At 73.1% G+C, this 22,558-nt stretch carries 18 protein-coding genes; 5 read left to right on the top strand and 13 right to left on the bottom strand.

Going from position 1 to position 22,558, the window contains the following annotated elements; all coding sequences use genetic code 11:
• Window positions 1-97: 97 nt before the first annotated feature.
• Window positions 98-1,513, top strand: coding sequence for a GH39 family glycosyl hydrolase (locus D0Z67_RS05545; protein WP_031183213.1), 1,416 nt, complete (start codon window positions 98-100; stop codon window positions 1,511-1,513).
• A 17-nt stretch (window positions 1,514-1,530) separates the two neighbouring features.
• Here the strand turns inward: D0Z67_RS05545 and D0Z67_RS05540 are convergent, their stop codons facing one another.
• The 5 genes from D0Z67_RS05540 to D0Z67_RS05520 all read right to left on the bottom strand — a co-directional run bounded on the left by D0Z67_RS05540 (window position 1,531) and on the right by D0Z67_RS05520 (window position 8,496).
• Entirely contained in the window at window positions 1,531-5,082 is a 3,552-nt protein-coding gene (locus tag D0Z67_RS05540) for a lipopolysaccharide biosynthesis protein (protein ID WP_031183212.1), read from the bottom strand.
• Window positions 5,075-5,875 (bottom strand): polysaccharide deacetylase family protein, encoded by an 801-nt coding sequence (locus tag D0Z67_RS05535; protein WP_031183211.1) that lies wholly within the window; start codon window positions 5,873-5,875, stop codon window positions 5,075-5,077. The genes D0Z67_RS05540 and D0Z67_RS05535 overlap by 8 nt, the downstream gene beginning before the upstream one ends.
• Window positions 5,872-6,858, bottom strand: a complete 987-nt coding sequence (locus tag D0Z67_RS05530) for a glycosyltransferase family 2 protein (protein ID WP_031183210.1) — start codon at window positions 6,856-6,858, stop codon at window positions 5,872-5,874. Before D0Z67_RS05530 ends, D0Z67_RS05535 begins: the two co-directional genes overlap by 4 nt.
• Entirely contained in the window at window positions 6,855-7,673 is an 819-nt protein-coding gene (locus tag D0Z67_RS05525; protein WP_031183209.1) for a glycosyltransferase family 2 protein, read from the bottom strand. The genes D0Z67_RS05530 and D0Z67_RS05525 overlap by 4 nt, the downstream gene beginning before the upstream one ends.
• A 352-nt stretch (window positions 7,674-8,025) precedes the next feature.
• Window positions 8,026-8,496 carry a hypothetical protein gene (locus D0Z67_RS05520; RefSeq protein WP_338058798.1) on the bottom strand — a complete coding sequence of 157 codons (471 nt, stop codon included), beginning with the start codon at window positions 8,494-8,496 and terminating at the stop codon, window positions 8,026-8,028.
• Between the two features lie 263 nt (window positions 8,497-8,759).
• Between D0Z67_RS05520 and D0Z67_RS05515 the strand changes: the two genes are divergently transcribed.
• A complete protein-coding gene (locus D0Z67_RS05515) occupies window positions 8,760-9,554 on the top strand; it encodes an SGNH/GDSL hydrolase family protein (RefSeq protein WP_031183207.1) in 795 nt (264 codons plus the stop codon).
• A 69-nt stretch (window positions 9,555-9,623) separates the two neighbouring features.
• On the opposite strand, the gene D0Z67_RS05510 is transcribed toward D0Z67_RS05515, so the two are convergent.
• The 4 genes from D0Z67_RS05510 to D0Z67_RS05495 all read right to left on the bottom strand — a co-directional run bounded on the left by D0Z67_RS05510 (window position 9,624) and on the right by D0Z67_RS05495 (window position 15,815).
• Complete coding sequence (locus tag D0Z67_RS05510; RefSeq protein ID WP_051888043.1) at window positions 9,624-11,138, bottom strand: serine/threonine-protein kinase; 1,515 nt, start codon at window positions 11,136-11,138, stop codon at window positions 9,624-9,626.
• Window positions 11,139-11,210: 72 nt separating this feature from the next.
• A complete protein-coding gene (locus tag D0Z67_RS05505; protein WP_207391734.1) occupies window positions 11,211-12,800 on the bottom strand; it encodes a sulfite exporter TauE/SafE family protein in 1,590 nt (529 codons plus the stop codon).
• Complete coding sequence (locus tag D0Z67_RS05500; protein WP_338058797.1) at window positions 12,797-14,098, bottom strand: tetratricopeptide repeat protein; 1,302 nt, start codon at window positions 14,096-14,098, stop codon at window positions 12,797-12,799. Before D0Z67_RS05500 ends, D0Z67_RS05505 begins: the two co-directional genes overlap by 4 nt.
• Before the next feature lie 181 nt (window positions 14,099-14,279).
• Window positions 14,280-15,815, bottom strand: a complete 1,536-nt coding sequence (locus D0Z67_RS05495) for a DUF4331 domain-containing protein (protein WP_031179957.1) — start codon at window positions 15,813-15,815, stop codon at window positions 14,280-14,282.
• A gap of 157 nt (window positions 15,816-15,972) precedes the next feature.
• Here D0Z67_RS05495 and D0Z67_RS05490 point away from each other — a divergent pair, with 157 nt between their 5' ends.
• The 3 genes from D0Z67_RS05490 to D0Z67_RS05480 all read left to right on the top strand — a co-directional run bounded on the left by D0Z67_RS05490 (window position 15,973) and on the right by D0Z67_RS05480 (window position 17,773).
• Window positions 15,973-16,563 (top strand): sigma-70 family RNA polymerase sigma factor, encoded by a 591-nt coding sequence (locus D0Z67_RS05490; protein ID WP_051887519.1) that lies wholly within the window; start codon window positions 15,973-15,975, stop codon window positions 16,561-16,563.
• Window positions 16,560-17,375, top strand: a complete 816-nt coding sequence (locus D0Z67_RS05485; protein ID WP_031179959.1) for an anti-sigma factor — start codon at window positions 16,560-16,562, stop codon at window positions 17,373-17,375. Before D0Z67_RS05490 ends, D0Z67_RS05485 begins: the two co-directional genes overlap by 4 nt.
• Before the next feature lie 128 nt (window positions 17,376-17,503).
• Entirely contained in the window at window positions 17,504-17,773 is a 270-nt protein-coding gene (locus tag D0Z67_RS05480; RefSeq protein ID WP_031179960.1) for a hypothetical protein, read from the top strand.
• A gap of 87 nt (window positions 17,774-17,860) precedes the next feature.
• On the opposite strand, the gene D0Z67_RS05475 is transcribed toward D0Z67_RS05480, so the two are convergent.
• The 4 genes from D0Z67_RS05475 to hmgA all read right to left on the bottom strand — a co-directional run bounded on the left by D0Z67_RS05475 (window position 17,861) and on the right by hmgA (window position 22,469).
• Window positions 17,861-19,057 (bottom strand): CaiB/BaiF CoA transferase family protein, encoded by a 1,197-nt coding sequence (locus D0Z67_RS05475; RefSeq protein WP_031179961.1) that lies wholly within the window; start codon window positions 19,055-19,057, stop codon window positions 17,861-17,863.
• A 47-nt stretch (window positions 19,058-19,104) separates the two neighbouring features.
• Window positions 19,105-20,241 (bottom strand): type ISP restriction/modification enzyme, encoded by a 1,137-nt coding sequence (locus D0Z67_RS05470; RefSeq protein ID WP_031179962.1) that lies wholly within the window; start codon window positions 20,239-20,241, stop codon window positions 19,105-19,107.
• Between the two features lie 56 nt (window positions 20,242-20,297).
• Window positions 20,298-21,047: a GntR family transcriptional regulator gene (locus tag D0Z67_RS05465; protein ID WP_031179963.1), complete on the bottom strand. Its 750-nt coding sequence runs from the start codon at window positions 21,045-21,047 to the stop codon at window positions 20,298-20,300.
• 72 nt (window positions 21,048-21,119) lie between these two features.
• Window positions 21,120-22,469, bottom strand: a complete 1,350-nt coding sequence (hmgA, locus tag D0Z67_RS05460) for a homogentisate 1,2-dioxygenase (protein ID WP_051887530.1) — start codon at window positions 22,467-22,469, stop codon at window positions 21,120-21,122.
• Between the last annotated feature and the right edge of the window lie 89 nt (window positions 22,470-22,558).

The following is a 22,558-nucleotide window of genomic DNA, read 5'->3' as shown; positions in this document are numbered from 1 at the left end:
GGCACCGGCGCACCGCGCGCACGGCAATTCCGCCGCTTGTCGGCAGGTGTTCCCAACTCGCGCCCGACGCCGGGTCTCCGCCGTTACTGTGGAGCTGATGGGCAGTCATCGGTGGTACACGGGGGCACGGAGGTGGCGGCTCACCGCCCTGCTCGGCGTGTGCGTGACCGCGCTGGCCCTGCTGGTGACCCTCCTGAACACCCTCCCCGGACGCGGCGCCGACATAAGCGGCACCACCCGCGACGGCGACAAGGTGCACGGCACACCCGGCGCCCCCGCGAGGCCCGTCCGCCCCGACGTGGGCTGGGGCTTCACCCACACCCAGTACAGCGCCGACCAGGGCGGCGGAAGCGACCGCGTGGCCCGGCTGCTCAAGGGCGACGGCGGACTCCCGCAGGACCAGGCCGTGATGGGCTGGGGCGCCGACAACCCCGAACCGGTCAGGGGCCACTACGACTTCGGCGCCCTGGACCGCCGTATCGACTTCATCCGCGCCTCCGGCGGCACCCCCGTCCTCACCCTGTGCTGCGCGCCCGACTGGATGAAGGGCGGCAAGGCCGGTGTCGGTGCCACCGACTGGAGCCAGGGCTCGCTGGAACGCGCGCCCGACCCGGAGCACTACCAGGACTTCGCCGACCTCGCCGCCACCGTCGCCCGCCGCTATCCCGACGTACGGCACTTCGTCGTCTGGAACGAGTTCAAGGGGTTCTGGAACGAAGGGGAGGGCCGCTGGGACTACGAGGGGTACACCAAGCTGTACAACCTGGTCCGGGCGGCGCTGAAGAAGGCCGACCCGGCCAACCTCGTCGGCGGACCCTACCTGCCCATGGACAGCGTCGACCCCCGCGCCGACCACGCCTCCACCCGGGTACGCGGGCCCTGGGGCGCCATGGACCAGCGGGTGCTGGACGCCTTCGACTACTGGAACGCCCACAAGTCCGGCGCCGACTTCGTCGTGGTCGACGGCTCCAGCTACACCAACGACGACGAGCTGCTCCCCGACGAGTTCGCCGCCACCGCCAAGTTCACCGCCGTGGGGGAGTGGGTGCGCGGGCGTACGCACGGCCTCCCGCTGTGGTGGGCCGAGTACTACGTGGAGCCCGCCGACTCCCAGGACCGGCGCGAGGGCTGGGCCGAGGACCGCCGCATCGCCGTTCACGCCGCCGGTCTGATCGCCATGGCCAGAGGCGGCGCCGACTCCGGCTTCTACTGGAACCCGGAGAAGAAGAGCGGCGCCGACTGCCCCGGCTGCCTGTGGACCCCGGCCGGCGACAGCGACGGCGGCCGCGCACTGCCCATGTACGGCCTGCTCTCCCGCTTCGGCCGGGCGTTCCCGCCCGGCACCCGGTACGAGACGGTGTCCGTCGCCGCCGACGACCGCCCCAACCTCCGCGTCCTGGCGAGCCGGGACACCGTCCTCGTGGTGAACACCCTGGACCGCCCGGTCAGCGCCCGCGTCGACGGCAAGCGGTTCGAGCTGCGCGGCTACGAGGTGAAGTGGCTGGACCGCTGAGCCACTTCACCCCCCCATCAGCTCAGCGTGAGGAACCGCTGCACCAGTGAGGCCAGCACCACCGCCAGCAGCGGCAGCGCGAACCAGAACGCGCTCTGCGACCGCCGCAGCCGCCACACGCTCGGCCGGCCCGCCACCCGGAGCACCTCCCGCCCGGCCAGCAGCAGGATCAGCACCCCGGCGGCCAGAGCGCCCACCACCGACCACGGCGTCCAGGTGACCTGCGGCCCGATCGGACCCGGGTCCGGCTCGGGCACCGCCGCCGACCCGCCCCCGCGCAGCGCGTACACCGTCGCGTCCCTGTTCACCAGCACCTTTGCCAGCTCGGCACGGTCGTCCAGCGTGCGGGTCAGCCGGGACTCCCAGGACGCCGGATAACCCGCGTCCAGCTCCAGATAGCGCACCTGGCTCTCGTTGACGATGAGATACGAGTTCGGGCCCGCGTCCTTCAGCGCCTTCACCAGCCCGGACACCAGCACCGGGTCGGGAGGTGCGAGGGTCGGCACATAGGTCACCCGCTCCATGTCCCGCGCGCCCCAGGCCAGCGCCGGAGTCACGTCGTTGACCGTGTCGGTGCTCAGCCACAGCAGTCGTACCGTCGGCTCGTCATGGGCGTACACCCAGTTCATCGCGGAGACCTCGCCGGGCCGGGTCCGCTCGAACGGCTCGTTGCCCCAACGGGCCACCAGGAAGCCGCCGATCAGCAGCAGCCCCGCCAGCAGCGCGGCCGGCGCGGCCAGGTTCACCCGGATCCGCTCCCGCGCGCCGGTACGCGGGAACAGCGCGAGCGCACCCAGCAGAGCGGCGCCCGGCAGCGCGAACATGAAGACGCGCAGCGCCATCTCGCCACCGTACGACTGCATGCCGAAGCCCAGGAACGGCACGAACGCCAGGACCAGCAGCGAGCGTTCGCGGTAGCCGTGCGAGCGCCGCCGCCACCAGCCCCAGCAGGCCAGCGCCAGTACCGAACCGGCCAGCAGCACCCGGGTGTACAGCACCAGCTTGTGGGTCGAACTCCCGCCCTCGATACGGCCGGAGACCGAGGTCGACACATTCCCGCCGACCCCGCCGAGCCCGCCGAACAGCTCGTCGAAGTGCCCCGACCAGTACGGCTCCGCCATGAAGCCGACCCACATCGCCACCACCACCGCGAACAGCATTGGCAGCCCCCGCAGTTCGCAGCGGCGCAGCAGCACCAGGGCCGCGAGCACGCCGAGCATCACGAACGGGGTGAGCTGGTGGGCCGGGACGCAGGCCAGGAACAGGGCGATCAACACCAGCAACAGCACGGCCCGTTGGCGCCGGTCGGTGGGCTCCACCTCGGCCTCGCCGGGCCGGGACCGGGACCAGATCATGTGCGGGGCCCGGAACCACACCAGCAGGATCGCCACGAACACGAGGTACAGCAGGAAGGTGAAGCCCTGCGGGGAGAAGTAGTCCTGCCCGACCCAGCCGCTCAGCGCGAACAGCCACACCCCGGCCCACCGGGCCCGCCAGCTCGCCCGGAGCGACCGGGCGAGCAGGAACATCGGGGCCAGGTAGGCGAGTTGGATCGCCGTCGGCCACCAGCGGATCACCTCGGTGAAGTCCGACACCCCGCACGCCTGGGCGGCGAACGCGGTGAGGGCGAAGAAGCCCGGCCAGCTCCAGCGGGCGTCCAGGTCGGGCACGGTCGAGCCGGTGCGGTCGATGTAGTCCAGGAAGCCCAGGTGCTGCCAGGCCGTGGGGAACCGGGGCGCGCTCTCGAGCACGGCGGGCAGCGCGTGCAGCGAGAACACCGTCGCCACCAGGGTGAGCAGCAGCAGCGCCCGGTGCTCCCGGCGCAGCCTGAGCAGCGCGGCGAACACCGTGACCAGCAGCGCGGCACCGGCCAGCGTCGTCAGCGGCAGCACCGAGATCAGGCCGAGGCCGCCCATCCGGTCCAGGTCGGCGTCGGTCAGGCGCAGCGCGGGGACCCAGTAGAGGAGCAGCGCGGAGAGGAGGAGGCAGCCGAGGACCAGGCCGGTGCGGGTGGGGGCGCGGCGGGGCCGGGGTGGAGGCGGCTCGGCGGGGGTCCGCTTCGCCTCTTTCGGTGGAGCAGCCGAAGGATTTTCCACTTCCGGCGGGGCAGCCGCCGGTGGCGCTTCCGGCGGGGCCACCTGCAAGGGCACCGGCTCGGCCCCCTTGACCCAGGACGGCGCCGGCCGGGCCGCCTCGCGCGGGCCCAGGTCGGCCAGATCGCCGTCCGGGGCCGGGGTCACCGGTCCGGGCCGGATCACCTGCCACAGGCGCGGCGCGGCGACGGCCACGATCACCGCCAGGCTGGAGATCTCCGCGACGCCCGCCCCGGTCAGCCCCATCCGGGGCAGGAGCAGCAGCGTCAGGCCGAGCACCAGTACGCACAACAGCCCCTGGAGCCAGGCGAGTCCGGCGGTCCGGCTCTGCGCCCGGAGCACCGCGAAATACGTCTCCATCACCACGCGCAGCACCGCGCCGACCGCGAACCAGCGCAGCAGCGGGGTCGCCGCCTCCGCGTACCCCGCGCCGAACACGCCGAGAATCCACGGGGCGCCGATGAAGAGGACGCCCGCGACCGGCAGCATGATCCGGGTCATCCGCTTCAGTGCCGCCCGGGTGTTGGCGGCCAGCCGCGCCGGGTCGTGCGAGCCCTCCACGGTGAGCGAGGCACCCATGTTGATGGCGAGCAGGTTGGTGGTGCCGCCGATGGTGGCGGTGATGTAGAAGTACGCGTTGTCCTCGGCGCTGACCTTCGACGCGATGATCACCGGGACGAGGTAGACCACCCCGAGCGAGAACAGCGAGCCGGTGTAGTCGCCGGCCAGGAACCGGCCGATCTCCCGCAGCGTCGGCGGATGCGCCCGCCCCTCGGTCGCCGCCGTGTGCCGGGGCACCAGCCGCCGGAACACCAGCCAGCCCAGCGGGAGTACGGAGGTGGCGATGGCCGCGCCCCAGGAGACGAACACCCCGGCGGCCGGGATCGCCACCGCGAACGCCACCAGCAGCCCCAGCTTCACCGCCGAGAACACGGTGTTGCCCACCGGCACCCACGGCGCGCTGCGCAGCCCGGTCAGCACCCCGTCCTGCAGCGTGAGCACGTTCCACGCGACGACCGCCGCGACGAACCCGAGCCCGCCCACCGGCCCGTGCAGGAACCGGTACGACGGCCCCCACACGTCCAGCGTCAGCAGGAACACCCCCGCCGCCACCGCCACCGCCACCGAACTTCCGGCATACGTGCGGAAGATGAGCCGCGCCGTGGCGCGTCCGGCGACCGGGATGAAACGGGCCAGGGCGCCGGTCAGGGTCACCGCGGTCAGCCCCGCGAGGAGCTTCATCGCGGCGATGGCGGCCGAGCCCTGCCCGACCGCCGACTCCGAGTAGTAGCGTGCCGCCGCCAGCCAGAAGCCGAGACCGAGGACGGCGGAGATGCCGGTGTTCAGCATCAGCGCGTAGGCATTGCGGAACAGCGGATTGCCGCCGAACGCGCGGCCCAGTACGGGCAGTCGCGGGCGGCGCCCCGGCGCGGCGACGGCCGGGGCGGCCTCTTGGGCGGTGGTCGTGTCAGACACGGGAGCGGATGGCCTTCCGGCAGACCTGGCGTGCTCTTCGCACGAGTGCGTATCCCTTGGTGAGCGCACGGTCCTTGGCGAAGTCCCGTGCGATGGAACGTCCTTGGAGCAGCCGCTCGAACTCGGCCACCCCGGTAGCGCGCCGTACGGTGACCCGGCGCAGCGCGTACGGGCCCTGCCGGCGCCGGGCCAGCGCGTTGCCCACCGCCAGCGCCTGGGTGTACCCCGCCGACCGCACCGCCTCGCGGACACGGCGGCTGGAGTAACCGTAGGGGTAGGCGAACGACAGCGGGCGGGCGCCCAGTTCGTCGGTGAGGATGGCGGTGCTGTGCTCCAGCTCGGCGGCGATCGCGGCGTCGTCCAGCTGGTCGAGCTGCGGATGGCTGTGGGTGTGGCCGCCGATCTCCACGCCGCTGTCGGCGAGTTCGCGCAGCTGGTCCCAGTCGAGCATGGCGTCCAGGCCGCCCCCGGTGTCGTACGGTCCCCGGAGCCAGCCGGTGGAGGCGAACAGGGTGGCCGGGAAGCCGTGCTCGGCGAGCACCGGCAGGGCGTGACGGTGGACGCCCTCGTAGCCGTCGTCGAAGGTGATCAGTACCGGCCGGGCAGGCAGCGGACGCCGGTGGCGCCAGTGCGCCGCGAGCGCGGCGGTGGTGAGCGGGGTCAGGCCCAGGTCGCCGATGAGCGCCATCTGCTCCGCGAACGCCTCCGGCGCGACCGACAGCGCGCGGGTCGCGTCGTTGGGCGCGGCCGCCACCGCGTGGTACATCAGGATCGGTACCGCCGTCCCGGTCATCCGCCCACCTCCGCCGGTGGCACCGCGAACCGGGTGCCGCCGCGCCGGGCCCGTACGCTGCCCACCAGGTAACCGCCGGCCGCGCCGAGCAGGCCCGCCACGATCGCCCCGGCCCGCCCCGCGCCGCCCGGCCGGGCCAGTACCGCGTCCCGCAGCCCGCGTGCGATTCCGGCGGGCAACACCCTTGTGGTGTACCGCCGTTCGGACTCCAGCCCCTTCGCCGCGCCCACGCTCCGGGACACCAGCGCCTTGGACAGGCCCTCGGCGTACGTCCGGGTGCGGAAGTAGGCGAAGCGCTCGCGGACCTCGGGCACCCGGTGGTGGATCACCGCGCGGTCGTCGATGAGCAGCACGGCGTCCGGCCGGGCCCGGCTGATCCGGATGCACAGCTCCGTCTCCTCGCAGCCCAGCGGACGCCGGTCGCCGTCCCGGCCGATCCCGGTGGCGAAACCCCCCGCCACCTCGAACGCGGTACGCCGGAAGGAGGCGTTGCCACCCAGCACGTTGCGCACCCGGGCCCGGCCGGGCGGCTGACCCCGGTAGGTGCAGCCCACCACCCAGTCGAATTCCTCCGGGAACCACACCGGCCGCCGGCCCGACGCCCACACCGGCTCGGTCCGGCCGCCGACCGCCAGCACGCGCGGGTCGGCGTACCCCTCGGCGAAGCGGCGCAGCCAGTCCCGCTCGGCCACCGCGTCGTCGTCGAGGAACGCGATGACCTCCCCCTTCGACACGGCGACCCCGGTGTTGCGCCCCGCCGACAGGCCGCGCGGACCGGCGTTGGCGAGCACCCGGACCGGGGCGTCCGCCTCCTTGTACTCGGCGGCCAGCCGGTCCAGCAGGGCGGTGTTGTGGTCCACCACCAGCAGGGTCTCCAGCGCCGGGCGGGACTGGGCGCGCACCGAGGCGACCGCCGCGAGGATGTCCGCCCAGCGGTCCTCGGTGTACACGCAGATCACGACGGAGATGGCCGGAGCGGTCAAGACGCCGCTCCCCGCCGGGAGTCGGCCAGCGGCGAGCGGCGTCCCCGGCGCAGCGCACGGCGGTTGGAACGCTCCTGGAGGATCACTCTGAGCACCCGCAGCCCGTCCCGCACCGCCCGTAGATTGCTGGTGCCGTGGATACGGAGGTACTCGTGGCTGGGGATCTCCTGCACCTTCAGCCCGGCCTTGACCACTCTGATGTTCATCAGCGTCTCGACCTCGAAGCCGGTGCAGTCCAGGTCGATCTTGTCCAGGCAGTGCCGCCAGAAGGCGTTGTAGCCGTAGCACAGGTCGGTGTAGCGGGCGCCGAACTTGCGGTTGACGACCGTGCACAGCGCCCAGTTGCCCAGCTTGCGGATCAGGGTCATGTCGTCGGTGCCGCCACCGTTGGCGAACCGGGAGCCCTTGGCGAAGTCGGCGCCGGAGACCAGCGCGGAGACGTAGGAGACGATCTCGTTGCCGTCGGCCGAGCCGTCCGCGTCGACCATCACGATGATGTCGCCGGAAGCCGCCTCGAACCCGCTGATCAGGGCGTCCCCCTTGCCCTTGCCGCGCTGGGCGACCACCTTCACGTCCGGCCACAGCGAACGGGCCACGTCCACGGTGTCGTCGATGGAGTCGCCGTCGACCAGGACCACCTCGTGAATCCAGTCCGGCAGTGTCTTGAACACGTACGGCAGGTTCTCCGCCTCGTTCATGGCGGGGATCACCACGCTCACCGGCGGAGTGATCGCCAGGTGCGAGGAGATGGGCCGGTAGTGGGCCGCGAGCAGCGGTTCGCGGTCCGGACCCGGCGTGCGCAGAACAGAACTCATGACTGTGGTCCCTCTCGTCCGGTGGACCGCCCGCCCCTCGGGCGGCCCGGCTGTGTGTCCGGTTCGAAAGGGGGGTTCTCGTCCTGGCCCGCGGCACGGCGAATCGCGCTCCGGGCCGGAAAAGGACGAGCTGGCAAAGCTGACCGGGCCCCCGAGCGTGCAAGGACCTCCGGTCGCGCGGCACGGCCCGGTCACCTGGTGCGGTCACCGAGCGCGGCACCCCCCTACCGCGCCTCACCCCGGTGCGTCACGGCTCCGAGCCCTCCCCTGAACCGTGGGCGACGGACCGATGCGGGTGAGATGTACGACGGTATTGACGATAGAAGCAGAATCGCAAGACCTGGACGTGGTCTCACGAATCAGTTGGTTTGGCCGTTACGAAACTTTGGCCTGTTTTGCTCCCCTCCCGTGCGCCCGGTCGCTGCCGTACCCGGCCGGCCGCAAGGATCAGCAGGCTGAGTGCGGTCACGGCGACGATCCCGCCGGTCACCGACCAGCGGTGCACGGTCAACATGGCCTGGGCGACCAGCATGTCGAGCGCCACCGCCCCCGCGAGCGCGGCGATCAGCCGGCCGAAGGGGTCGAGACCGCGCAGTGCCACGGCGATGGCCAGGGCGGGTGCGGCGAGCAGGAAGAACAGCGCGCACGGGCCGCGCAGCGGTGAGCCGGAGCCGATGAGCGCGAGCAGCGCGCCGCACGCGGCGATGCCGGTCGCGGCTCCGGCGAGCAGTGCCGACAGGTCCCTCCCCGGACCTGCCCGCCGCCCACCTTCACCCGCTGTAAAGCCATCTGCCGTGGATCTGTTGCCAGTTGAGGACCGCATGGGCCGACTTTGCCCCCCGACGCGCCGGATGCCGGGCTTCAATGTGGCGCAGCCGCTCCGAGGGCGTCAAGACGACCTCTGTCTCCGTGACCCTTCCGGGGGATTGTCCATGAACCCGCCTGTGGCTTGTGCTATGTGGCGAGGCGTCAGTTCAATCGGCCGATCATGGTTGAGACCCGAAATTGTTTTGGCATGAACACTTCCCGTCAACGCGCGTAGCTGGTACCAAAGTTGTGGCAGAGATCCTGCTAAAGGGAGGTTCCATGAGACGTACCCGAATTGCGGCATACGTGGCTTCACTCCTCCTCGCCACCGGCTTCACCCTCGCCGGTGCCGGATCGTCGCAGGCCGCCACCGGCGGCTATGTGGCGCTCGGCGACTCCTACTCCTCCGGGGTCGGCTCAGGCAGTTACATCAGCTCCAGCGGCGACTGCGACCGCAGTACCAAGGCGTACCCCTACCTCTGGAACGCCGCGCACGGCCCGTCCTCGTTCGCCTTCAACGCCTGTTCGGGCGCCACCACGGACGACGTCCTGGCGAACCAGCTGGGCTCGCTCAACTCCTCCACCGGCCTGGTGTCCATCACCATCGGCGGCAATGACGCCGGCTTCGCCGACGTCATGACCACCTGTGTCATCTCCTCCGACAGCACCTGTCTGTCCCGGATCAACACCGCCCGCGCCTACGTCGACTCCACCCTGCCCGGCAAGCTCGACGCCGTGTACAACGCGATCAGCGCCAAGTCCCCCTCCGCCCGCGTGGTCGTCATCGGCTACCCGCGCTTCTACCTGCTCGGCCAGAGCTGCCTCGGCCTCTCCGAGACCAAGCGCTCCGCGATCAACAGCGCCTCCGACTACATGGACAGCGCCATCCAGAAGCGCGCCCAGGCCCACGGCTTCGTCTTCGGCGACGTCCGGACCACCTTCACCGGCCATGAGATCTGCTCCAGCAACTCCTGGCTGCACAGCGTCAACTGGACCAACATCGGCGAGTCGTACCACCCGACGGCGGCCGGACAGTCCGGCGGCTATCTCCCCGTGCTCACCAACGCGGCCTGACCCCCCACCGTCCACCAGGGTGACCCCGTCAATGTGAGCCGTGCGGGACTCACTCGGACGAACGAAATATCACGGTGTGCCAGAGGATGAAGCGGAGGCCCCGTCCGACGGGGTCTCCGTCGTCTTGTCACACGTCACGGTGAACGGCACCTCGTCGGACGTGGCCCGCTCCGGCTCGCGCACCTCGACGCTGATCGCGTTCTCCGACGCGCCGTCCTCGTCGTTCGTCCGCACGGTCACCCGCGCCTGCCGCGTCCGCTCCCCGCCCTCGGGGAAGGACAGCGTGCGCCACTCCCGGCCCTCGAACGAGCCATGCCTCAGCTTCCACCGGTACCGCACCTCGGCGGGCAGCCGCCCCACGGTGAACGTCGCGGTGAACACCGGCGACTCGGCCTCCGGCGGCGGACAACTCCCCTCGTACCGCGTGTGCTCACCGCTCAGCGCCACCCGTACCGACTGCGCGGGCTCGCTGCTGCTCGGCGGCGCGCTGCTCTTGGAGGTCGACGGCGACGGCTCGTGGCTGGTCGGCGTGGGGGAGCGGGGCTCACCGGTCTTCGTCACTGTCGCGCTCGGCGTGCTCCCGCCCTCGTTCCGGTCGCCGTCGTCCCGGTGCAGCAGGGTGTACGTCAGCCCGGCCAGCGCCAGGACCAGGGCGAGCACGCCGATCACCAGGACGACACCGGCCCGGCGTTCGCGCACCGGTGGCCCCGGGTCGGGCTCGCCCTCCGGCAGCGGCACGGTCGGCGGGGGTGGCGGTACGTAGGCCACACGGGTCGTGGGCGCGCCCCCGGCCGCGATCAGCCGCAGGTCACGGGCGGCCTGCTCGGCGGGCAGCCGTTCCTCGGGGTCCTTGCGGAGCAGGCCCTCGATGACCGGGGTGAGCGGGCCCGCCAGGCGCGGGGGCGGCAGGGGCTCGTCCACCACGGCGCGCAGGGTGGCCAGCGGGGTGTCGTGCCGGAACGGGGAGCCGCCCTCCACCGCCGCGTACAGCAGCACGCCCAGCGACCACAGGTCCGACCCGGGGCCCGGGGTACGGCCCAACGCCCGCTCCGGGGACAGGAATTCGGGCGAGCCGATGACCTCTCCGGCCATGGTCAGCGCAGAGCTGCCCTCGACCGAGGCGATACCGAAGTCGGTCAGCACCACCCGGCCGTCGTCGGACAGCAGCACATTGGCCGGCTTCACGTCCCGGTGCAGTACGCCGACGTCGTGCGCGGCGCGCAGCGCGTCCAGCACCTCGGCGCTGACGCGGGCGGTCTCCGTCACGGACAGCGGGCCGGTGGTCTCCAGGATGTCGGCGAGCGAGCGGCCGCGCACCAGCTCCATGACGATCCAGGGGCGGCCGCCCTCCATCGCCACGTCGTACACCGTGACCACGTTGGGGTGGGCGACCCGAGCCGCCGCCCACGCCTCGCGCTCCAGGCGGGCGTACATCCGCTCCACGTCCCCGGCGGGCAGCCCGGCCGGGGCGCGTACCTCCTTGACGGCCACCTCGCGCTGGAGCACCTCGTCGTGGGCGCGCCACACGGTGCCCATGCCGCCCTCGCCCAGCGGGGACAGCAGACGGTAACGGCCGGCGATCAACCGATCGCGTCCCGGCTGTTCTGACACGGGCTTCCCCCCATGGCACGTCGCGCGAATCCTGAACAACCTAGCTCAGCCGAGAGCGCTTGCGACCCCCTTGAGCATCAATCCGGCGCCCAGCACCAGCACGGCCAGCGCGGAGGCCAGCGGGACCGCGCGGCGGATCAGGGCGGCGAGGGGGTGGGCACGGCGGGCCGGGTTCCGGTCCAGGAGGCGGCCGGTGACCGAGCCGAGGCGGACCACGGCGAAGCCGGCGGCGGTGAGGGTCAGGGCGAGGCCGGCGCCGTACGCCACGACCAGGAGCAGGCCGAACCATGCCTGGCCGAGGGCGGCGGCACCCACCAGGACGACCACGGCGGAGGGGCTGGGCACGAGGCCGCCCGCGAAGCCGAGGAGGAGGGTGCCTTTGAGGGTGGGGGCTGTGGGGTGGGTGTGGGTGTGGCCACCGTGGGTGTGGGTGTGGGGGTGGGTGTGGGGGTGGGGGTGGGGGTGCGGGTGGTGGTTGGGCACATGTGGCCCCGCGCCGTGGTGCGCACCCACATGTGCCTCCCCACCATCACCCCCGCCCACCAGCGCCAACGCCCGCCCCTCCACCCCGGCGGCCGGCACCGGCACCGGTTCACGGGTGTGCGCGACCTGAACCCCCCGTCCCCGCCAAGCCCGCCGTACGAGGCTCACCCCCGCCCCGAGCACCAGCGCCCCGCTCGCCACCCCCAGCCACGCCACCACCGAGGGGGTCGCGGCGGAGCCGGCCGTCACCAGGAGCCCCAGCGCGACCACCCCGAGGGTGTGGGTGACGGTGACCGAGGCGGCCAGCGGGAGCACGTCCCGCAGCCGGGCCCGTCCGCCCCGGGCGGCAGCGGCGGCGGCCATCAGCGTCTTGCCGTGTCCCGGTGCCAGCGCGTGGGCCGCGCCCAGCCCGACCGCGATGAGCAGGGCGAGCGTGGCGAAGCCGAGGGTGAGGTCACGCCGGGCGACCAGATCGTTGAGCGCCTGGGTCCAGCGGTCGGCGCCGCGCGGCAGCACCGAGGCGCCGGGCGCGTCCCGTTCCGGGGAGAGGGCCGCCCCGCCGGGCCGGAGCGTGAGCCGGGCGGTGGAGGTGTCGGCGGGGGAGGAGAGCAAGCCGGCCGGATAGGTGGTGAGTTCACGCGAGACCGACTCGCGCGGCACGTCGGACCGGCTCAGCGTCATCCGGTCACCCCGTGCCGTGATCTCCCGCCACCCCGGCCCGGAGGACACCCCGGCGCTGCGGAACCCGACGCTCACCGTCGCACCCTCGGGCAGGGGGGCCGACTCCGCGCACTCCAGCCGCAGGGTGTCCAGCCCCGCCTGCCCCGGCCGCAGCTCGGCCCGCGCGGCCGACACCGTGACCGCGACCCGGCGCCCGCCCACCGTGACCTCGCTGCCCCGCGCCGCCTCGGCACAGCGCGACGAGGCCCACCGGGCGGTGCCGAGCCGTTCCAGCTCCGGCTTGGCCTGGGTCGCCGGGATCTCCGCGAGGTCCTCGACATGGGTGACGCGGAGGGCGCCGGGAGCGGCGACCAGGCCGTCGTACCGGTTGACGGTGAAGTTGCCCAGGGGATGCGCGTCCGCCGCCGAGGCGGAGCCGAGCAGTACGGCGCAGGCGCCCGCGAGGACGGCGAGGGGACGGCGGAGCCTCACTCGGCCCCCTCCAGCGCCTTGCGGGCGTCCGCGGCACCGAGCGGGGAGAAGCCGGGGTTCAGCCTCAGCGCCGCCGCCAGTGAGGCGCGGCCCTCCTTCGCGTGGCCGGTGGCGAGTTCGACGACGCCCCGGTGGTAGAGGAAGGACGCGTTGCGGTAGCCGGTGGCGGTGGCCTCCCGGGCGTGCGCGAGGGCCTCCGTGTCGTGGCCGTTGACGTGCAGCGCCCAGGCGAGGGCGTCCGCCGTGTGGACGGTGTGCCGGCGGGCCCACTCGGCGCGGGCGGCGCGCAGGGCGGCCGCCTTGTCGCCGTGGTCGGCGGCGGCCAGCGCGGTGTCGAGGTCGGCGTCGACCCCGTTGGCGCGGGCCAGCGCGATCCACGCCTGGACCAGCGTGTACTGCTCGCGCGCCCTCTCCCGGTCACCGGCACCGCCGCGCGCCTCGTACAGCTCCCCGAGCGCCACCAGCGAGGTGGGCAGCGGGGCGCGGGCGACGACCGCCTCAAGTCCCTTGATCGCGGCGGCCTGCTGTCCGCTCGCCGCCCGGGCGCGGGCCCGGCCCTCCAGCGCGGGGAGGTAGGTGTCGTCGGCGGCCAGGGCGCGGGCGTACTGGGTGAGCGCTCTCTTGTAGTCGCCCTGGTTCCATGCGAGTTGGCCGAGCTGGGCGGCCACGTAGGCGATGTCGCCGGGGGAGGTCGCGCCGGTGAGCGCCTGCTGGAGGACGCGCCGGGCCGTGGTGACGTCGCCGCGCAGCTCGTGCACGTAGGCGTACCGGGTGAAGACGGGGATGCCGGGCCTGCGGGCGTCGGCGGTGTCGGCGGCGCGGGCCGCCTCGGCGTACCGGCCGAGTTCGACCAGGGCGTCGATGCGGGAGCACAGGGCGCGTTCGTCGTAGGGGTTGTGCTTCAGGGCGCGGTCCGCGCCGGCGAGGGCGCCGGCGAAGTCGTGGCGGGCCGCGGCGAGGGCGGCCTGTCCGGCCACCGCCCTGTCGTTGCCTGGGGCGAGCGCGAGGGAGCGCTTCAGGGCCGCCTGCGCCTGCGGGTACCGGGCCGGATCGCCCTTGGTGCGGGCCTGCTCCACATAGGCGAGGCCGAGGGTGGCCCAGCCGTCGTGGTCCTTGGGCTGCGCCTTCAGCTGGGTCTGGAGCGCGGCGACGGCCGCGTCCGGGTCGGCGCCCGCCAGCGCGCCGGGGTCCAGGGCGGCCGAGGCGGCGGCCGGAGCCGGCCGCCCGCCGTCCCGCGCGGCCCCGAAGGCGACCGCGCCGCCGGTCAGTGCGACGGCCAGCAGGGTCGCGGAAGCCACCCGCCACGCCGTCCGTCGGCGCCCCTGAACACGACCGTCCGGCGTGCCGCCGGTCTGCTCGTCACTACTCGTACGCGGGCCCATCGCCCTCTCCTGGTTCGCCTGGTGGTGGTGGGGAAAGACCGGCGCGGCCCGCCGTGGGGGAAGGGGTACGGGCCGTGCCGGTCGCTCAAGGGGTGGTTCAGTAGGCGCGGCGCATCCGGCGCCGCCACCAGCCGACGACCGTGCCCAGCAGCAGGATTGCGGCCGCGCCCGCCGCCGCCGAGCCGGCGATCAGCACCGTGTCGCTGGTGCCGCCCGCCGCCGAGGCCGGGCTCAGCGCGTCGCCGAGCTGGCTCTTGACGTCGGCGCCCGCGGTCGTGCCCTTGGCCAGCGCGCCCCGCGAACCCGCCGTGGGCTGGGCGACGTAGGGGAAGGACTTCTCGAACTTCTTGTCGTTGGCGTCCACCGCGTCACCCAAGTCGTTCTTGGCGCCCAGGAGTTCGCCCTCGACGACCTGGAGGGCCTCGTCGACCACGTCGTCGGTGAGCCGGCGCCCGTTGGGGAAGCCCGCGTTGTCGCCGTCCAGTACGCCGAGCCGCTTGGGGTGCATCGTCGGCCTGATCGAGGTGTTCAGCCGGAGCTGCTCCGAAGGGCGCACGTTCGGGGGCTGGTTGAGGCCCTTGACGCCCTTGAGGAAGACGTCCACCAGGTCGTCGCGCGGCTCGGCCGGGGCGTCGATCTTGTAGATGCCCTGGATGAGCTTGGGCAGCTCGGGGTTGGTGACGTTCTTCAGGAACTGGGCGTCGTGCGAGGGCTGCGAGGCGTTGAAGCGGTCCTTGTCCGCCTGCGGGTTGACCACCTCGTTGACCAGCGGGTTGCCGAGGCGGGAGACCTGGCTGTAGTAGCCCTGGGCGTTGCGGCGCTGGGTGGTGGACCAGATGCCGACGACCGGCTGGCCGGCCGACTGCCGGATCAGGTCGTTGGGGACCTGGAGGGCGATCGTGTTGACGTTGTAGCCCTTGAGGGTGTCCCGGCCGACCTCGCTGAGGTTGCCGCCGTACAGCAGGTCGAAGACGCGCAGGTCCAGGAAGAACGGGTCGTCCGCCTGTCCCGCGAAGGTCGCCGCGCCGCCCGCTGTCCTGTACACCGCCTGCGAACGCAGCTTGCCGTAGTCCGGCATGGACGCCTTGCCCACGTTGGACGGCGCCACCGGCACGTCGTCCGCCACCTTCGTCCGGGACATCGCGTGGCCGCCCTTCATGCGGACCAGTTCGAGGTCGTAGGTCTGGGTGATGTTGAGGTCCGGGTCGTCCAGGCTGGTGACCGGGCCGGTGTTGTACAGGAACGTCTTCCCGTTCCTCGTCCTCGTCTTGAAGGTGTAGCGGAAGAGCAGGTCGTCCTGGGCGTCGCCGTCGCTGTCTATGTGCAGGTCGTACTGCGCGTCGTCGGCGAAGGTGTAGAAGTTGGGGCCGCCCGCCGGTTCCTCGAACGGTATCCAGTCGGCCACGATCGTCGTCGTGTCCGGCTTGTCGGGGCTGACGAACGCGTACAGATCGGTGTTGTCGTACTGCGGGGTGCCCGAGATCAGCGGGGCCTCCCGGTGGGAGGAGGCGGAGGCCGCCCCCGGCTCCAGCGTGGCGACACCGGCGGCCGCGAGCCCACCGGCGGCCAGCGCGCCGCAGATGAGCGGGACCAGGCCCTTGCGTGCCGTGCCGCTTCTGGCGAAGAGAGTCATGCCGTCCGTCCTCGAATCCGACTTGCTTGACGGACGGGTATACGGAGCGGCCGGCGCGGACGGATTGGACCGGAGAGGAACTTTCTTTTTCCTTTTTTCGACCCGCGTTTTCGGCCCGCCGATCCGTATCAACCGCCGGAGGTGTGCGTTCGTGCGGATGCGAGGGGTCACAGGCAGGGCCGGGTGCGGCCACGGCGGCCGGGGTGAGGGGGCCGAAACGCTGCTGGTACGCGTGGCGGGCGGCGACCACCAGGCGTTCGAGGAGCTGTACGGCATGATCTCCGGCCCGGTGTTCGGACTGGTCCGGCGGGTGGTGCGCGACCCCGCCCAGTCCGAGGAGGTCGTCCAGGAGGTGCTGCTCGAACTCTGGCGCTCAGCGGGCCGGTTCGACCCGGCACGCGGCAGCGCCCTGTCCTGGATACTCACCCTCGCCCACCGCCGCGCCGTCGACCGGGTGCGCAGCGCCCGCGCGGCCGGAGAACGCGAGCAGCGCGAGGCCCTGCGCGCCGGCGAACCCGCCTTCGACCACGTCACCGAGGAGGTCGAGGCCGGACTCGAACGGGAGTGGGTGCGCCGCTGTCTGAGACGGCTGACCGACCTCCAGCGCCAGTCCGTCACCCTCGCCTACTACGACGGCTACACCTACCGCGAGGTCGCCGAACGGCTCGCCCTGCCGCTCGGCACCGTCAAGACCCGGATGCGCGACGGCCTCAACCGGCTGCGCGGCTGCCTCGGAGGTGCCGCGTGAGCCTCTTCGGGCGGCTGCTGCGCCGCGAGGACCCGCACTCGCTGGCCGCGCCCTACGCCCTGGACGCCCTCGACCCCGGCGAGCGGCGCCGGTTCGAGAAGCACCTCGCCGGCTGCGGCCGGTGCACGGTCGAGGTCCGTGAACTGTCCGAGGACGCCGTCCGGCTCGCCTGGTCCACCGCCGCCCCCGCCCCGGCCGCCCTGCGCGAACGCGTCCTGGCCGCCGTACGCGCCACCCCGCAGGAACCGGCGCCCGCCGGCCGGCCGCGTGCCGCCCAACTGCCGCCGCACGTCTGGGGAGTCCAGCCGCCGCCCGCCCGTGCCCGGCGGGCCGGGACACGTCCGCTGTTCGTGCCGTTCGCCACCGTGACGGCCGCCGCCGCCCTGGTCGTCGCCTCGCTCTTCGCCGTCCAGGCGCACCGCACCGAGGGACGGCTCGCCGCCGAGCGGGCGCGGGCACGTGACATCGCCCACGTTCTCGCCGCTCCGGACGCCCGCGCCACCGCCGGGACCGACGGACACGGACGCGCGCTCGCGGTCGTCGCCTCGCCGTCCGAGGGCCGCGCCGTCGTCACCCTGAGCGGATACGGCACCCCGTCCGGCGGCCGGGTGCACCAGCTCTGGCTCACGCGTCCCGGCGCCGAGCCCCTCTCTCTCGGGCTTCTCGGCGCCGACACGCCCTTGGCGGTGAAGGGGCTTGAGAAGTCCTCGGCGTCACTCGCGGTGACCGTCGAGCCGAACGGCGGTTCCACACACCCCACTGGCCAGCCCGTTGTCCAACTCACCCTGAAATCAGTCGGATTCGGAGAGTAGTCAACGAGGGATGATCAACCGCCTTGTGGGGAAGGTGAATCCCGTGGCCGAGATACACGCATGCCCTATGGGGACGATAGGGTTACTCTGCCCGTGGGCCGGGTGGATTCGTACGGGTGGGGAGTGACATGGAGCAGATAGCAATGCGCAGCAGGGCCAGGGTCCCTGCGATCACCTGCGGAAGTGGTGCGACCAGCAGGCGTCTGGACCGCCACCTCGCGGTGCTCGGCGGGCCTGCCGTACCGCAGCGGGAGACGGTCGAGGCGACGTCGCTGATGCGTGAACTGACCGCGCGGGACACCGTGCGTCAGCGCAGCGACCGGCGCGTCCGCGTCAGCCGGGTCTCTCTCTTCGCGCCACTGCGCCGGCTGCGCCGGTCGCTCTTCGGCAGCCACTGAGCCGTACCGAGCGGACTCCCCGGAGTCCCGCCCGGTTCCGGCCCGGCCCGGAGCGCACCGGCGCCCCGCCCAGCAGGTCATCCGCGCTCAGGCCGCCACACCGTCCCGGCGCAACGCCGCGATCTCGTCGTCCGTCATCCCCACGGCACGGAGCAGCGCGTCGGTGTGCCGGCCGAGCGCGGGCACGTCCCCCAGCCGCGTCTCCGCGCCGCCCGGCAGCGTGATGGGCGGCAGCAGCGCCCGCAGCGGTCCCACCGGCGAACCCACCCGCCGCCACCGCTCCCGCGCCGCGAGCTGCGGATGCTCCGCCAGCTCCGCCAGATCCCTGATCCGCGCACACGCGATCCCCGCCGCCTCCAGCCGCGCCAGCGCCTCGTCCGCCGTCAGCGCGCCCAGCGCCCCGGCGACCAGCGTGTCGGTCCGCTCCCGCCCGGCCACCCGCGCCGCGTTGGTCGCGTACGCCGGGTCGTGCGCCAACTCCGGCCTGTCCAGTACCTGTTCGGCCAGCCGCCGCCACTCCCGGTCGTTCTGCACCGACAGCATCACCCGCCCGCCGTCCGCCGTTCCGTAGGAGTCGTACGGCACGATGACGGCGTGCCCCAGACCGGTGCGCGCCGGGGGTTCGCCCCCGTGCATCGTGTGGTGCAGCGGATGCCCCATCCACTCGGCCAGCGCCTCCAGCATCGACACCTCCACCGGACCGCCCCGCCCGGTCGTACCGCGCCTGACCAGCGCGGCCAGCACCCCGGAGAAGGCGTACATGGCCGCCGCGATGTCCGCCGCCGGGATGCCCGCCTTCACCGGCCGCTCGGGCGTCCCGGTCACCGACACCAGCCCCGCCTCGCACTGCACGAGCATGTCGTACGCCCCCTTGTCCGCGTACGGCCCCGAGCCGCCGTACCCCGAGATGTCCACGGCGATCAGGCGCGGGTCGGCCGCGCACAGGGTGGCCGCGTCCAGGCCAAGGCGGGCCGCGGCGCCGTGCGCGAGGTTCTGCACGAACACGTCCGCGTCCGCGACCAGCCGCCGCACGACGTCCAGTCCGCGCGGGTCCTTCAGGTCCAGCGCGATGGACTCCTTGCCCCGGTTGCACCACACGAAGTGCGAGGCGAGCCCCTCGGCGGCGGTGTCGTAACCGCGTGCGAAGTCACCGCCGTCGACCCGCTCCACCTTGATCACCCTGGCCCCCAGATCGGCCAGCTGGCGGGTGGCGAAGGGCGCGGACACGGCCTGTTCGACGGCGACGACGGTGACGCCCTCCAGGGGCGGCGGCAGCAGATCCATGCCCGCGATGATCTCCCGGCGGGCTCCCGCTGTCACCCGGCATCTGGCTAGAGCAGGGCGAACTGCCCCTCCGGGCCCTCCTCCTGGTGGTCCAGCACCGAGGCGGGACGGCGGGTCGGAGGTGCGGGCGGGAGAACTCCGGCCGTGCGGAGAGCGGTTGCCGTGAGCGGGTCCGACACCGGCACCGACTCGGGGAGTTCGGCCAGGAGGGTCAGTACCGTGATCAGCTCCAGCAGCTCCGAGGTCCAGCTCTGCGGCCAGGTGCGGGGGCCGATCGCGGCCAGGGTGCCGGGGGTGCCCGGGGTCGTACGGGCGGTGAACCAGGCTTCCAGCGTGCGGACCCCGGCCACCTCGTGCTCCCAGGCGGCGCGGGGGACGGGGGAGACGCGGCCCTCGTCCAGGAACAGGGTCTCCTCGTCAGTGTCGTAGCGCAGGGTGCGCGGGTACGGGGGCAGCGGCGCGCGGACGTACGGGCGGCGGCCGCCGGGCAGCTTGGGGCGCTCCCCGTCCCGGAGCATCAGCCACAGCGCGCGCCGGCCGGTCGCCACGCCCCTTGCCCAGACCTCGGGGTCCCCGGTGAGCGGGACGGTCAGGTCTGCCTGGACGGCGGCCAGTGTCCACGCCAGCACGTCCGCCGCCGTGGGCCGGGAGCCGAGCCGTGCGGCCAGCTCGTCCAACAGGCCCGGCGCCAGGTTGGGTTCGGCGCCGCCGGGACGCCGGTACAGCGGGCGGACGCGCCCGGCCGCGAGGGTCGGCGGCAGCGAGGTCGCCAGCAGCCCGGTGCCCGCCTCCACCACGAACACCTGCCGCTCGTCCGCCACCCGCCACAGCTCCGGGCGGGCGAGGTCGAGCAGCCGGTGGTCCGGAATCAGCCAGCGCTCGTCGAACGGCGCCGCGAGCACCCGCACCGGCTCCGGGCACGGCCCCGAGGCCCGCGCCAGCCGCTCGGTACCGGTGCTCCGGCCGGGCAGCTGCGCCACCGCCGAATGGACGGTGCGCGAGCGGGTCGGCTCGAACAGGGCCTCCCGCTCCGGCCCCTCGGCCGCCAGCAGGGCCGTCCAACGGGCCCTCAGGGACGCCGGGTCGGGTGCCGTCGGCCAGGCGCGGCCCGGCCGCAGCGGTGCGACGGACCACGGCATGAGGTCCGCCAGCGGCGGCGCGTCCTCGTACGTCACGCCCGGAATGCTACGGCCTCGGCCCGGACGGGGTACCGGAACGGGGGCGGAGGTGCGGGCGGCGCTCAGGTCGCCTCCAGGGTGACGGTGAAGGAGAAGCGGTCGCCCCGGTACTGGATGACCGCCACGTCCAGCACCCGGCCCGCCGAGTCGTAGGTGACCCCTGTGTAGTGCAGGATCGGGCTCAGTAGCGGCACCTGGAGCAGCCGCGCGGTCTCCGGGTCGGCGAGACGGGCCTCCACCGTGTCGGTGATCCGGCTGATGTCGGCGCCCACCACGTCCCGCAGCACCTTGGTCATCGGCCACCGGGCCAGATCGGCCGGGTCGATCCGGTCGGCCAGCTCCGGGCGCACATGGTTGACGGCGTGGTTGGTCGGCTCGCCGGTCTTCGCGTCCCCGCGCAGCCGGTGGTAGACCGCCACCTCGTCGAGGTCCGGGAAGTGCTCCGCCCACAGGGGCGGCACCGGGACCCGCGCCGCGTCCAGCAGTTCGGCCGTCATCCCGGACTGCTGGGCCACGATCGCGTCCACCGAGCCCAGCAGCCTCACCGGCGCCCCGCGCCGCACCCCCGGCTCGATGAAGGTGCCGCGCCGCCGGTGCCGGCTGATCAGCCCCTCGTCCTCCAGCTCTTTCAGCGCCTGCCGCATCGTCAGCACGCTCACCCCGTAGTGCCCGGCCAGCCGCTCCTCGGTGGGCAGCCGCAGCGGGTCCTCGGGGGAGCGGCCCAGGATGGAGGCCCGCAGCGACTGCGACACCTGGTACCAGAGCGGCAGTTTGCGGTTCAGGACGATCGAGTCCGGGGCGAAAGAGGTCACGCGGCTATCCGTACCTGTCCGGACCGGTCGGCGCAACGGAGCGGTCACACATCGGAGTTGGGGCTGGGATCGTCAGGGCGTGCGGAAGTGCGGCTCCAGTCCGCGCCACACGTCGTCGTAGTCCCGCTGGAGGTGGTCCGCGCGGGCCGCGTCCGGGGTGAGGGCGATCGGCCAGCGGGTCTCGAACATGAAGGCCAGCCCGTCGTCGATCCGCTGCGGGCGCAGTTCGGCCGCGCTCGCCCGGTCGAAGGTCTCCCGGTCCGGGCCGTGCGCCGACATCATGTTGTGCAGCGAGCCACCGCCGGGCACGAACCCTTCCGCCTTGGCGTCGTAGGCGCCCTCGATCAGGCCCATGTACTCGCTCATCACGTTCCGGTGGAAGTACGGCGGCCGGAAGGTGTCCTCGCCGACCAGCCAGCGCGGGGCGAAGACCACGAAGTCCGCGCCCGCCAGTCCGGGAGTGTCCGAGGGGGAGGTCAGGACGGTGAAGATCGACGGGTCCGGGTGGTCGTAGGAGATGGTGCCGATCACATTGAACCGGCGCAGGTCATAGGCGTACGGCACATAGTTGCCGTGCCAGGCGACCACGTCGAGCGGGGAGTGGTCGTAGGTGGCCGTCCAGAGGTTGCCGCAGTACTTGTTGACCACCTCCACCGGGCCCTCGACCTCCTCGTACGCGGCGACCGGCGCCCGGAAGTCGCGGGCGTTGGCCAGGCCGTTGGCGCCGATGGGGCCCAGGTCGGGAAGGCGGAAGGGCGCGCCATAGTTCTCGCACACATAACCCCGGGCCGAGTCGTCCAGCAGCTCCACACGGAAGCGGACTCCACGGGGGATGAGCGCCACATGTGCGGGCTCCACATGGAGGCGGCCGAACTCGGTGTGCAGCAGCAGTCCGCCCCGCTCGGGGACGATCAGCAGCTCGCCGTCGGCGTCCGAGAACACCCGTTCCATCGAGGAGTTGGCGTGATAGAGGTGCACGGCCATGCCGCTGCGCTGGGTCGCGTCGCCGTTGCCGCCCAGTGTCCACAGGCCGGCCAGGAAGTCGGTGCCCGGCAGTGGCTCGGGCAGCGGGCTCCAGCGCAGCCGGTTGGGGTCGGGCACGGTCTCGGCGAAGGGGGCCGTGCGGATCGCGCCGTTGGCGGTGCGGGTGAAGGCGGGGTGCGCGGCCGAGGGGCGGATGCGGTACAGCCAGGAGCGGCGGTTGTGGGCGCGGGGCTCGGTGAACGCCGTACCGCTGAGCTGCTCCGCGTACAGGCCGAGCGGTGCGCGCTGCGGTGAGTTGCGGCCGTCGGGCAGGGCGCCGGGCACCGCCTCGGAGGAGTGTTCGTTGCCGAACCCGGTCAGGTACGCCAGTGCTTCGGCGGTCTTCCGCGCTCCCCCACGCTCGAACCCGCTCACGCGGGAGGTACCCCCATCGGTCATGATCGCTCCCTTGCGCACACGCTGCTCCGGCATTCCTATGGAGCACCGTAGGAATGCCGGGGGGTGTGCGCAAGAGGCGAACGCGCCCT

Source organism: Streptomyces seoulensis (assembly GCF_004328625.1).
GTDB classification, from domain to species: Bacteria; Actinomycetota; Actinomycetes; order Streptomycetales; family Streptomycetaceae; genus Streptomyces; species Streptomyces seoulensis.
Note: the sequence above shows the minus strand (reverse complement) of the source record. Positions and strands in the feature narration are given on the sequence as shown.